This is a genomic window from Aestuariirhabdus litorea (genome assembly GCF_003864255.1).
GTDB lineage: Bacteria > Pseudomonadota > Gammaproteobacteria > Pseudomonadales > Aestuariirhabdaceae > Aestuariirhabdus > Aestuariirhabdus litorea.
The window spans coordinates 1,049,909-1,062,088 of the sequence record NZ_QWEZ01000001.1 but is presented as its reverse complement, the minus strand read 5'-3'; the positions used below and the strand labels follow the sequence as shown (position 1 = coordinate 1,062,088).

Here is a 12,180-nt window from a genome sequence, read left to right as displayed (position 1 = left end):
CACCACCGATCGCTGCAGCCATGAACATACGTTTTAGCGATCGCCTCTCCTACAAGCAGGCCCGAAACACGGTCATACTTGCATTCCTTCTGGGTATGACCCTCAGTATTGCCCAGATATCGATCGATTACCTCAACGAAAAGCAATCGATCGATAGCCAGGTCAAGGCGATTATCGACATAACCCACAACCCTGCCTCACGTATCGCCTACAACATAGACTCGGAGCTGGCCCAGGAACTGGTTACAGGGCTTCTTGAGTCCCCCATCATCATCAGCGCCGAGATCGTTGACAATACCCGAACTACCCTCGCTTTTGCCCAGCGAGAGAAGACCGATTCAAGTTATCGTGAAATCAGTGACCTGCTGTTCGGGCGCAGCCGGGAGTATCGCGAGCATTTACAGGTGCTCCATGATCCTGAGGAAGAGCTCGGTTACCTGCACCTTGAGGTCGACACCTTTGCAATCGGCTCCGCCTTTTTGCGTCGCGCGGGCTTCACCCTGTTCAGTGGTTTTGTACGCACCCTGGTGCTCTCCATCATCCTGCTGGTGCTGTTCTACTTTATGCTCACAAAGCCGCTGGTGAAACTGATCGAGTCCATCAGCCGCCGCAACCCGGAACGGGACGGCCCCAGCCCTATACCCTGCCCCACTGGCCACGAAGCGGACGAAATAGGGGTGCTGGTGGCCGCGACTAACGAGCACGTCAGCAGCATCAGGGCCAATCTTAAACGGCGTCTGGCCGCCGAGGAACAGCTGCAGGAGCACCTTAGCAAGCTGGAAACCGTGGTGGAGCAGCGCACCGCCGACCTCAGCCGCGCCAACCGCCAGCTGGTCTCGAGTAACGCCCAGCTCGACAAGGCCCGCAGTGAAGCCGAGTCGATGGCCCATGCCCGCTCCGTCTTCCTGGCCAATATGAGCCACGAAATCCGCACTCCGATCAACGGGGTGCTGGGCATGATCAGCCTTGCGCTTGAGGGAGACCTTCCTGACAAGCAGCGCCTGCAACTGGAAACCGCCTACAGCTCCGCCACCATCCTCACCCAGCTGCTCAATGATATTCTCGACCTCACCAAGTTTGACTCTGGAAACATGGTACTGGAGGAGATCGACTTTGACCTGCGCGCCTGTTTGGAGCAAAGCACGCGACTGCTGAGTGAAAACGCCGCCCAAAAGTCGCTCTACCTGTCGATTGATATTGACCCCGCACTGCCGGAAAGGCTGGTGGGAGACCCCGTGCGGGTCCATCAGCTGGCCAGCAACCTGCTTTCCAATGCGATCAAATTTACCGAACAGGGGGAGGTCCAGGTTTGCGCAGGCTTTACCTACGCGGCAGCGGACAGGATACGAGTAACCCTTGAGGTCAATGACACGGGTATCGGTATCGATCACAGCGTTCTCAGCGATATTCTTAAACCCTTCACCCAGGCCGATACCGCAACGACCCGAAAATACGGCGGAACCGGACTCGGGCTCTCACTCTGCCAACGTCTGACCGATGCCATGGAGGGCACGCTGGAGATTGATTCCACCCCGGGCCAGGGCAGCACCTTCCGAGTCGTGCTGCCCCTCAAACTGAGCCAGCCGGTGGTCGCCCCGCCCGCGTTTCCGGATGATATTGCGGTTGAGCCCATCCTCTGCCTGTGCCATCACGGGCTGATGGACTCGCTGGAAAAACACCTCAGCCACTGGAATATCCCCCACCTCTCCCTAGGTGGAGAAGGCGCTACTCGATCCACGGTCATGGGCAAACAGCGCTATCCGCTGGCCATTGTCGAGTCCGATGAAAGTGCGGCACTGATCCGCGCGCAAGAGCCCGGTATCCGCATCGTGCGGGCCGCCTTGCAAAGGGACCTGGTGGCTGAATCCGAGCTCAAGCCCCTGGGCTACGATGCCCAGCTTACGCTCCCCCTGCAACGTAACGAGCTGTTTCAGCTGCTCGCTGACCTGATGGGGTACCGCATCAGTGAAGCCCCTATCGAGTCCGTTGGAATTGAAAGGAACACCCAGTCCCTGGAGGTGCTTTTGGTTGAGGATAACGAAACCAACCAGCGGGTGGCCGAGGCAATGCTTGAGCATCTGGGACATCGGGTGACCCTCTGCGGAAACGGCAAGCGAGCCCTTGAGCTGAGTCGCGTTCGCGCCTTCGACCTGATTCTGATGGATTGTAATATGCCTATCATGGATGGCTATGAAACCACCCGGCGCATGCGACAGATCAACGGCGTCCGCAACCTGCCGATCATCGCCCTGACCGCCAACGCACTCAGTGAAGACCGGCAAAAGTGCCTGGATGCCGGGATGAGCGACTATATCTCCAAACCCTTCAGGAAAGAGGAGCTGGCCCGGACCATCGACAAGTGGGCCAGGCAGCCCAGCGAGACTGCAACCGCGAGTAGCCCGGCCTAGGCGATTATTCGCCAGCCTCCACTTGGGCCAGCAACGCTCGCAACACCCCTCGCACCTCAGCAACCTGCTCTGCCGAGACCCCTGCACTTTGCATCAACCTGGCCGGGATGCAGCTCGCCTGAACCCGCAAAGCGGTCCCCTTCGCGGTTAAGGATATCTCGCGGGCCCGCTCATCCTGTTTGCTGCGCTTGCGAACAATCAATGTCGACTGCTCCATCCGCTTAAGCAGGGGGGTCAGGGTGCCACTGTCCAGGGAAAGCTTCTCCCCCAGCTCCTTGACATTGATCGCCTGGGGGCGCCTTTCCCACAGCACCAGTAACACGAGGTACTGCGGGTAGGTCAAGCCCAGAGGCTCCAGCAAGGGCCGGTAAAGGCGGGTGATGGCTCTGGAGCCTGCGTAGAGGGCAAAGCAGAGCTGGTTATCGAGCTTTAATTGGTCCGCAGCGCTCATGGGTCTCCTTTCCTGCTGGCCGGGCGTGAGGGTCAGCTTCTCAGCATCGCCTCGACCTCCTGCTCCAGCCTGGCCGGTTTGGTCAGCGGGGCAAAACGTTTGACCCGTTGTCCACCGGGTGCAACCAGGAACTTGGTGAAGTTCCATTTAACCCCTTGCGAGCCCAGCAGGCCGGGCGCGGCTTGCTTGAGCTGCTTGAACAGGGGATGGGCATTGTCTCCATTGACGTCAATTTTGGCAAACAGGGGAAAGCTGACGCCAAAATTCATTTCACAAAAACTGGCGATCTCGCCCTCGTCCCCCGGCTCCTGATCACGAAACTGGTTACAGGGAAACCCCAGAACCACCAACCCCTCATCCTTGTATTTTTGGTGCAACGCCTCAAGACCCTTGTACTGCGGGGTAAAGCCACAACGGCTGGCCGTATTGACGATCAGCATCACCTTGTCTTTGAAGGCTTCCAGGCTCGTCTCCTCGCCATTGATGGTTCGACACTTCAGGCTGTACAGGTCAGTGCTCATTACGCTCTCCTTTTACTGTTTGCAAAATTATATTGTGAGCAATCTATATAAGCAAGCGCAGACCTGGCGAATGTCGATGACGACAGGGGCTTCGGGAATTTGGGTGATGCAACCTGCTCCGGCAAACCGTATGATAACCTGCCTCGGTAGCGGGTCTTATCAGCCACAGGCACACACCGATACACGACAAAAACCAAGTTGGAGCCAAGCGGGAAGGGTATGAAGGAGATCAGAAAGTCTGGGAAGTTGGCTAACGTCTGTTACGACATCCGTGGTCCTGTGCTGCAGGAGGCCAAGCGGCTCGAAGAGGAGGGTCACCGGGTCCTGAAGCTGAACATCGGCAATCCCGCCCCTTTTGGTTTCGACGCCCCGGAAGAGATCATCCAGGATGTGATCCACAACCTGCCCCAGTCACAGGGCTACTGTGACTCAAAAGGGCTGTTCAGCGCCCGCAAAGCGGTCATGCAGGACTTCCAGAAAAAGGGGGTAATGGATGTCGGCATTGAGGATATCTACATCGGCAACGGTGTCAGTGAGCTGATCGTGATGGCGATGCAGGCACTGCTCAACAACGGCGACGAAATGTTGATCCCCGCCCCCGACTACCCCTTATGGACCGCTGCTGTCAGCCTGGCGGGCGGCAAACCGATCCATTACCTGTGCGACGAACAGGCAGACTGGTATCCCGACCCTGAGGATATTCGCCGCAAAATCACCGACAAGACCCGCGGCATAGTGATCATCAACCCCAACAACCCCACCGGGGCCGTTTACCCGCCGGAGCTGCTGCAGGAGCTGCTGCAGATTGCCCGCGAGCACTCGCTGATCATCTATGCCGATGAGATCTACGACCGGATTCTCTACGACGGCACCCAGCATACCTCGCTGGCGGCATTGGCCGACGACCTGCTGATCATCACCTTCAACGGCCTCTCAAAATCCTACCGCGCCGCAGGCTTCCGCTCCGGCTGGATGGTGATCAGCGGCCACCGCCTGCCCGCGGCCAGCTATATCGAAGGGCTCGACATTCTCGCCAATATGCGACTCTGTGCCAATGTGCCCACCCAGTTTGCCATCCAGACCGCTTTGGGGGGCTACCAGAGCATCAACGACCTGGTGCTTCCCGGCGGCCGCCTGCTCGAGCAGCGAGATCGCGCCTGGGAGATGCTTAATGAGATTCCGGGGGTCAGCTGCGTCAAACCCAAAGGGGCGCTCTACCTGTTCCCACGCCTGGACCCCAAGCGCTATCCCATTATCGACGATCAGCGGATGGTGCTCGATCTGCTGCGACAGGAGAAGATCCTGCTGGTACAAGGCAGTGCCTTCAACTGGCCGGCGACAGACCATTTCCGCATCGTTACCCTGCCCCGGGTCGATGTACTGGAAATGGCGATCGAACGCCTGGGACACTTCCTTAAGACCTACCGCCAGTAGTCGAGGCGAGATGGACTCTGGACAACCGCAGAGGAGCTGCAATGGCCGATATCCACATTGATGATTTTTACCAGGATTGTGCTCGCATCCTGCTAAAACTTTACAGCTACTTCCCCCGCAAGGGGGATATCTACGTCGACGAGATCATCGGCGAGTTTGAGCTCGACGAGTTCGGCATCCCCAGCGCCCGCCACCTGGCCTGCTTCAGTAGCATGCTCTGGCTCGCCGATGAGCAATACCTTCGTTACCACGACCAGTCCCGCCAGGATGGCCTGGGGCAAGCGGTACTGGCCGAGCGCGCCTTTTTGGCGCTGACCTCCCCGGTTGACCTCCCCCTGGAGCCCCTGGACGACCTGCCCGCCACCGTGGCCACCCAGCAGGGCACCCTCGCCCACCAGCTACGCACCGCCCTTAACCAACAGGATGCGTTACTGGTCAGGCGCCTGTTGCTGGAGCTGTTTCACCGCAAACGCCCCGGAAGTTAGTCCTCCGCCCTGCTGCCCCACCCTGCCGGGTTAAATGCCGGGTTAAATAAAGCCCGACCTACCCAGCCCCACCCCGGCTGTGGAGCGGGACCTGGGGGGCGCTTTAGCGCCGAGCTGCGGGCGCACTGGCCTTTTCATTCTCTTTACATTGCGGGGATTGAAATAGGTCCACCTGTCCGCATATTTTAGCTAACTGAATTTTCATCCTCACAAGGAAACCCTACCCATGATGCGTATTGGACTTTTTCTGATAACCAACCTCGCCGTGCTGCTCGTTCTGAGCATCGTCATGAGCCTGTTCGGTGTCGATGGTCGCAGTACCACGGGCCTGCTGATGATCGCCGCCGCCTTTGGTTTTGGTGGATCCCTGATCTCACTGGCACTCTCCAAAACCATGGCCCTGCGCTCCACCGGCGCCAAGGTGATTGAAACCCCCGCAAACAGCACTGAGCGCTGGTTGTTGGAGACCGTTAGCCGTCAGGCAAAAGCCGCCGGCATCGGCATGCCGCAGGTGGCGATCTACCCCGCTGAGGATATCAATGCTTTTGCCACCGGTATGAAGCGTGACGATGCGCTGGTCGCCGTCAGTACCGGCCTGCTGAACAACATGAGCCAGGACGAGGCGGAAGCGGTGCTGGGACACGAGGTAAGCCACATCGCCAATGGCGACATGGTGACCCTGGCCCTGATCCAGGGGGTGGTGAACACCTTCGTGATCTTTATCGCCCGCATCATCGCCAACATCATCAGCAGCGTTGTCAGCCAGAATAATGAAGAGGGTGAAGGACTGGGCATGTTTGCCTATATGGGCGTGGTCTTCGTGCTGGAGATGCTGTTTGGCATCCTCGCCAGCATCGTGGTGGCCTTCTTCTCTCGCCAGCGCGAATTCCGCGCCGACATCGGCGGCGCCCAGCTGGCCGGACGTGAAAAGATGATCGCCGCCCTCGAGCGCCTGCGCAACAACAGCGAGCCCCACCTGGAGGGGTCACTGGTCGCCTTCGGCATCAACGGCAAGAAAAGCATGGCGGAGTTCTTTATGAGCCACCCGCCGCTGGAAAAGCGCATCGCGGCCCTGCGTAGCGTTCAGTAACCCTCCCCTGGCCGGTACTTCCCGTACCGGCCAACTTGCTGGCCTAAAGGCCAACTTGCTGGCCTAAAGGCCAACCTACGCCCGCCTCCTATGCTGCACCCTGTGAGTCGGGCTTTCGCCCGACATGCCTGTGCCGGGATAGATATGTCGGACTGAAGACCGAGCTACCCTTTTCCCAACCCTACCGGGTAGAGCACGGCATCCTTGTAACCGGTAATGACCCGGATATGCCCCGATAACGCGGCATCCAGATCCGGCTCACCGGTGTCCACCTGCAGGGGAGCCCCCCCTAGTTCGGCCAGCTTGGATTTGGTGGCAATGACCCGAATGTGATCGATACCGGCCCGACGAATCAGCTCCGGTGAGATCTGGTGGTTGCCGCGCCCGAAGATATGCCCCTGCCCGCCGATGGCGGTCACAACGATATAGAGTTCTCCCCCCTCGGTTAGCTCGAGAAGCTGTTCGGCAGTGGCATCGGCCGCCAGCAGCAGCTGATCCCTGACCAGGTCGACGCCCAGCAGTGTGTTATCAAGCCCCATCTCCTCCATAAGACCGCGGGTGGTGGTGCCCGGACCAACCACATAAAAGGCATCCGGCTCCATCTCCTCGATCAGGCCGGCGGCAATATCCTGCAGCACCAGCTCCTCCACCTCGCGCCCCCCCTGCTTGACCCGCTGCAGGTACTGGTGGGCACGGGGAACCAGAAGGTCGCCATAGTAGCGGGCGCGCACGCGTCCTTCGCGAAACGCCTCTTCGTCGATATCCCGGACCTCCGCCTCGGCGATGGTCACCAGATCCCCGGCGATCAGCTGGCGCACCACCTCCCCGGCGGCCAGCGGGGTCACGGCATAGACACCCGAATGGATCTTGACCCCTGCGGGCACCCCCAACACCGGTTGCATCTCCCCCACTGAGTGGCAGATGTTACGGGCCGTCCCGTCCCCGCCGGCAAACAGGATCAGATCTACCCCGACCTGCTGGAGCTCACGCGCAGCACGTTCGGTATCGGCCGCGGTGGTGTGCCCCGACTCAATCTGCCCCAGCACCTCAACCTCGAAGCCCATCTCCCGCGCCAGCGACTCGCCCATCTCACGAGGATAAGTGAGGAGCTTAACCTGTGCCTTGAGGGGCAGAATCGCCGACAACGCGTGACGGGTACGATCGGCGGCGTGGGGGACCGCCCCCATGGCCAGCGCCTTATCGACAATCGCCTCTCCATCACTGCCCTTGAGGCCAACGGCACCGCCAATGCCCGCCAGCGGGTTGATGATCAGCCCCAGTCGAAATACTCGTGTCGATCCCGTCACAGGCTCTCCTCCTTATCCGGATTGATGGTGAACCCCAGTGCCTGCAACCCGGCTGACAGTGCGCTCCCGGCGCCACTCAGGCTCAGGCTGCTGTTTTCACGACGCATGGGGTAGTTTTTACGCAGCCGGTCAAAGGTGAGCGCTACCTGGTCGCTGGCCCCCAGCTGTTGCCGCATCCTCAGGTCATCCTCCCTGACATCGTAGAGCAAGCGTCCCAGTCGACGCCCCAGGGCATCATCACTCTCGGGCGGAGAGGTGTCACAAGACAGCTGCAGCGCCTGTAAAAGGGGCCGGGGCATCAGCTGCTGCAGCGTGCAGGACTGGGGCCGGTCAAAGAAGGCACAGGCGGCCTGATAGACCATCTCGGTTCCCCTCAGGCGCCCCTCCAGGCTATAGCCGGCAATATGGGGGGTAGCTAGATCGACCCGCTCAAGCAGCGTCAGGTCCACATCGGGCTCGGTTTCCCACACATCCAGCGCCACCCGCAGATCAGGACGCCGGTTGAGCACCTTGAGCAGCGCCGCCTGCTCGACAACCGCACCCCTCCCGCTGTTGATCAGCAAGGCCCCCGTCGACAGGCGCTCAAGCTGGCTCTCGCCGATGAGGTGCCAGGTCGGGAAGGGGCCGCTGCGGGTCAGGGGGGTATGCAAACTGACCACATCCGACCGCTCAAGCACCTCGTCGAGCGAACACAAGGGCAGGTTCGGATCCTCCAGAAAGGGGTCATTGATGCGGCATTCAACCCCCAGTGCGGAGAGCTGGCGATAAAGACGCCCACCGACATTACCCGCCCCCACGATGCCAACGCTCAAACTCGCGAGGGTGCATTGACGCCAGTCGCACAACGTGGCCAATACCGAAAGCACATACTGCACCACCGCCGCGGCATTGCAGCCGGGGGCAGCGCTAAAGCCAATGCCCTGCTGCTGCAGCCACTGGCGGTCGACATGGTCGGTACCGATGGTGGCCGACCCCACAAAGCGCACCGCACTCTGCCCCAGCAACGCCTTATCAACCCGGGTGATGGAGCGCACCAGCAACAGGTCAGCATCGGCTACCTGGTCCGCTGTAATCTCCCGCCCTGCCACCGGTACCACCTCGCCCCAGGCGGAGAAAAACTCCCTGACCAGCGGCATGTTTTCATCGGCAACTATCTTCATCGAAGGCATTCCTGGGAGGTTTAACGGGTGTGAGGCGCAGCAGCTTATGCCAGCGCGCCCCGGGTCGCAACTGCGCCTATGAGCACCTTAACCATATCACCGCAAAGGATGTCACGTTACTATAGCGCCCCACCCTCTTGCGGATTGATCTATGCAGCCCATCCGGCGCCACCGAGTCCTGGCCGAACTCAAGCAACTGAGCGCTCTTGCCACCCCGATTATCGCTGCGCAGATAGCCACCAGTGGCATGGGGCTTGTCGACACGCTGATGGCCGGCAACTACAACGCCACCACCCTCGCGGCTGTCGCCGTAGGCAACAGTATCTGGCTGCCCATCTTCCTCTTTATGCGCGGGCTGATGATGGCTATTGTGCCCTCCGTTGCACATCTGGTGGGGGCAGGCAAAACGGGGCTACTGGCGTCCACAGTACAGCAATCCCTCTGGATTGCCGTGGTCGCCGGCTTCGGGGCCCTGATCCTGGTTCGCCATGCCGAGATCGCCTTCCTTTGGCTTGAAGTGACTCCGGCGGTCGCCCTGGAGGCCAGCCGCTACCTGGACGCCTTCAGCTGGAGTTTTCCCGCCATGGCGTTGTACCTGGCGCTCAGCTGCTATTGCGAGGGTCGCTCCCAAACCAAGCCCGGCATGGTGTTCGCCTTTGCGGGCTTCCTCCTTAATATCCCGGCCAACTACGCCCTCATCTATGGCGGCTGGGGTTTCCCCGAGCTGGGCGCGGCGGGCTGCGGCTACGCCACCGCCCTCTCGGCCTGGTTGATGCTGGTCTGTATGGGGCTCTATATAGCGCTGGACAACGGACACCGGAGCCTCGGCATTCTGGCACGACTCAGCCGCCCCCAGCTGGCGTTAATCGCACCGCTGGTACGGCTGGGTATTCCGATCGGTATCTCTATTTTTGTCGAGGCGAGTATCTTCTCGGTCATTGCCCTGCTGATCGGGCGCCTGCCCACCGAGCTGATCGCCGGTCACCAGATTGCCCTCAACGTCTCCGCCATCACCTACATGGTTCCCCTGAGTATCGGGCTGGCCATGACGGTTCGGGTGGGCCAGGCGGCGGGCAGCGGTGATTTCCAGCAGGCTCGGCGGGCGGCCCTCACCGGTATCGGGCTGAACACCCTGCTATCGAGCCTGTCCGCCGTGCTGCTGATGCTGTTCTCGCTGCAGATTGTCTCCCTCTACAGCGACAATAGCGCCGTACTTGAGGTGGCCGCCTACCTGCTGCTGTTCGCCGCTGCCTACCAGCTTCCCGACGCCCTGCAAGTGGCGGCCGCCAGCAGCCTGCGGGGGTACAAGGATACCCGCGTACCCATGCTGATCGTACTGATCTCCTACTGGGTGATCGCCCTGCCCCTCGGCTACACACTGGGTCTCACCGACCGCATTACGGAGGCCATGGGGCCAGCCGGGTTCTGGATTGGCCTGCTAACCGGGTTGAGTACAGCAGCTCTGCTGCTGGGCTGGCGCCTGCAGCGGGTATTTCGCCGCTACCGGGGTCACCCCTTACGGATGTAATAGAAGAATTTCTGGTCCCGCTGCTCCTGCGCCAGCAGCTCATGATCGAGAAACGCACAGAATTTGGGAATATCACGGGTGGTGGAGGGGTCTGTCGCGATCACCTCCAGCACCTCCCCCGCCTCCATCTCCCGCACTTTATTGTGCAAAAGCATAACCGGCTCAGGACAAAAGAGTCCGCTGGCATCCAGAACATGGGTTGGGTTGAACGACATGGAAGGGTCCCCGCATAAAATCTGAGGCTACTTTACCAGAGCGCCCACCCGAGGCAAAAAAATAGGCACGGGCGCCTGCACCACGACCGGGCCAGGCTATCCGCCATTGGTCGAGTATTGGCCCTCAAACCCAAGGTTAAGACTTGCGTTGGACGGCAGTTGGGTTATAAAGATCAGTATCTGTAGAGAGTTTTTTAACTGCAAACACCGGTAAGGGTAACCCAATGATTAAAGTAGTAATCGAAAGAAATATTGCAGAAGGACTAGGCCCCCATTACGAAGATGCCATCAAAAAAACGATCTCCGGTGTGGTACAGGCTCCCGGCTTCATCTCCAGTGAGTCACTGAAAGATATCGCCAACGCCAACCACCGCCTCGTGATCATCAACTGGGCGAACGTCCAGTCCTGGCAAATGTGGGAAGGCTCGGCTCAGCGCCGACAGCTGCTCGAAGCGATCCAGCCCATGCTGGAGGGCGAGGAAAAAATCACCGTCCTGTCACACTAGCGCCCCTGGCGCGATGGCGACTGCATAATCACAACAAGAACGGCGGTACCCGAAACCGCTGAGTCGCCTCCCTTTGATATTTATCAAAACCCCTGCATACTGATTGTCATACCATTCACGATTTCCGCTGATACATTGACAACCCATGAGCCAACCTCAGCCCCCCTGCGCTAACCACTCCCGCCCTCAGGATGAAGAGAAGTACGTTCAGTGCGAACGTTGCGCCCTGTTCCCGCTCTGTGACCCGGTCGATGTGAGCGATGGACAGTTCAACCTGATCGAAGGCCTGCTTCAACGACGCGTCCCCATCGCCCCCGGAGAGCCGCTATTCAGCGAAGGGGACAGCTTCGGGGCGATTTACGCCATCAGTGCCGGCGCCTTCAAGTTGACGCTTCCCGATGAGCAGGGCAACGAAAAGGTCTGCGGCTTCAGCTTCAGCGGCGAGCTGGTCGGCTACAGTGGCATGGCAGTGGGACGCTACCCTTATACAGCGACGGCCATGGAGCAAAGCTATGTGTGCGAAATCCCCTATCAGCGGCTCATGGATTATGCCGAGAAGGTACCGGAGATCCGCAACAACCTCTTTACCATGCTCAGCATGGAGAGCTTCCACAGCCACCTGAGCTTTACCATGATGATGGGGCGCAAAAATGTCGACCAGCGGGTCTCCTCCTTCCTGGTTAACCTCGAGCAGCGGACCCGTCGTCGAGGTTTCAACAACCCTACCCTGACCCTGAGCATGCGCCGCGACGATATCGCCAATTTCCTCGGGCTTCCCAAAGAGACCCTCAGCCGCGCGCTCAGCAAGTTCCAGCAGCAGGGGCTGATCGAACTCGACGGTCGCAAGCTGGTGCTAGTCGATTACCAGCAACTTCTCAACACCGCCGGGCTGCCCGGTCGCGATTCTGAGCAGGCGTCAACCCTTTTCCCCTGAACCCCGCCTCAGGCCATCAAACTTTGATCCAGATCAACTAGCCCACAGAGGCGGTTTGATACAAAGGCCCTGCGGGGTTTGTTGACATATATCATGCGCAACATTTATTCTCCGCAGCCGACATCGGTAGCCTATAGTGAT

Annotated in this window: 12 protein-coding genes; 7 read left to right on the top strand and 5 right to left on the bottom strand. The window is 59.7% G+C overall.

The window, feature by feature from the left end; translation table 11 throughout:
* The first annotated feature begins 20 nt into the window (after positions 1 to 20).
* Entirely contained in the window at positions 21 to 2,408 is a 2,388-nt protein-coding gene (locus D0544_RS05035; protein ID WP_125014904.1) for a response regulator, read from the top strand.
* Between the two features lie 4 nt (positions 2,409 to 2,412).
* Here the strand turns inward: D0544_RS05035 and D0544_RS05030 are convergent, their stop codons facing one another.
* Positions 2,413 to 2,859: a MarR family winged helix-turn-helix transcriptional regulator gene (locus tag D0544_RS05030; protein ID WP_125014903.1), complete on the bottom strand. Its 447-nt coding sequence runs from the start codon at positions 2,857 to 2,859 to the stop codon at positions 2,413 to 2,415.
* Positions 2,860 to 2,891: 32 nt separating this feature from the next.
* Positions 2,892 to 3,380, bottom strand: coding sequence for a glutathione peroxidase (locus D0544_RS05025; RefSeq protein WP_125014902.1), 489 nt, complete (start codon positions 3,378 to 3,380; stop codon positions 2,892 to 2,894).
* A gap of 219 nt (positions 3,381 to 3,599) precedes the next feature.
* Here D0544_RS05025 and D0544_RS05020 point away from each other — a divergent pair, with 219 nt between their 5' ends.
* The 3 genes from D0544_RS05020 to htpX all read left to right on the top strand — a co-directional run bounded on the left by D0544_RS05020 (position 3,600) and on the right by htpX (position 6,389).
* Positions 3,600 to 4,814: a pyridoxal phosphate-dependent aminotransferase gene (locus D0544_RS05020; protein WP_125014901.1), complete on the top strand. Its 1,215-nt coding sequence runs from the start codon at positions 3,600 to 3,602 to the stop codon at positions 4,812 to 4,814.
* Between the two features lie 41 nt (positions 4,815 to 4,855).
* The gene (locus D0544_RS05015) at positions 4,856 to 5,299 is read left to right on the top strand and encodes a hypothetical protein (RefSeq protein ID WP_125014900.1); all 444 of its coding nucleotides are present in this window, start codon (positions 4,856 to 4,858) and stop codon (positions 5,297 to 5,299) included.
* A gap of 226 nt (positions 5,300 to 5,525) precedes the next feature.
* Complete coding sequence (htpX, locus tag D0544_RS05010; protein WP_125014899.1) at positions 5,526 to 6,389, top strand: protease HtpX; 864 nt, start codon at positions 5,526 to 5,528, stop codon at positions 6,387 to 6,389.
* A 164-nt stretch (positions 6,390 to 6,553) separates the two neighbouring features.
* Here the strand turns inward: htpX and D0544_RS05005 are convergent, their stop codons facing one another.
* Both D0544_RS05005 and pdxB read right to left on the bottom strand, forming a co-directional pair.
* On the bottom strand, positions 6,554 to 7,696 hold the full coding sequence (locus D0544_RS05005; protein ID WP_125014898.1) for an ATP-NAD kinase family protein: 1,143 nt from the start codon (positions 7,694 to 7,696) through the stop codon (positions 6,554 to 6,556).
* Entirely contained in the window at positions 7,693 to 8,856 is a 1,164-nt protein-coding gene (gene pdxB, locus D0544_RS05000; RefSeq protein WP_125014897.1) for a 4-phosphoerythronate dehydrogenase PdxB, read from the bottom strand. The genes D0544_RS05005 and pdxB overlap by 4 nt, the downstream gene beginning before the upstream one ends.
* Positions 8,857 to 9,007: 151 nt before the next feature.
* On the opposite strand from pdxB, the gene D0544_RS04995 reads away from it, so the two are divergent.
* A complete protein-coding gene (locus tag D0544_RS04995) occupies positions 9,008 to 10,384 on the top strand; it encodes an MATE family efflux transporter (protein ID WP_125014896.1) in 1,377 nt (458 codons plus the stop codon).
* On the opposite strand, the gene tusA is transcribed toward D0544_RS04995, so the two are convergent.
* Positions 10,366 to 10,599 (bottom strand): sulfurtransferase TusA, encoded by a 234-nt coding sequence (gene tusA / locus D0544_RS04990; RefSeq protein ID WP_125014895.1) that lies wholly within the window; start codon positions 10,597 to 10,599, stop codon positions 10,366 to 10,368. The genes D0544_RS04995 and tusA overlap by 19 nt on opposite strands.
* Before the next feature lie 224 nt (positions 10,600 to 10,823).
* Here tusA and D0544_RS04985 point away from each other — a divergent pair, with 224 nt between their 5' ends.
* Entirely contained in the window at positions 10,824 to 11,105 is a 282-nt protein-coding gene (locus D0544_RS04985) for an antibiotic biosynthesis monooxygenase family protein (RefSeq protein WP_125014894.1), read from the top strand.
* Positions 11,106 to 11,250: 145 nt separating this feature from the next.
* On the top strand, positions 11,251 to 12,039 hold the full coding sequence (locus tag D0544_RS04980) for a helix-turn-helix domain-containing protein (protein WP_125014893.1): 789 nt from the start codon (positions 11,251 to 11,253) through the stop codon (positions 12,037 to 12,039).
* Positions 12,040 to 12,180: the final 141 nt, after the last annotated feature.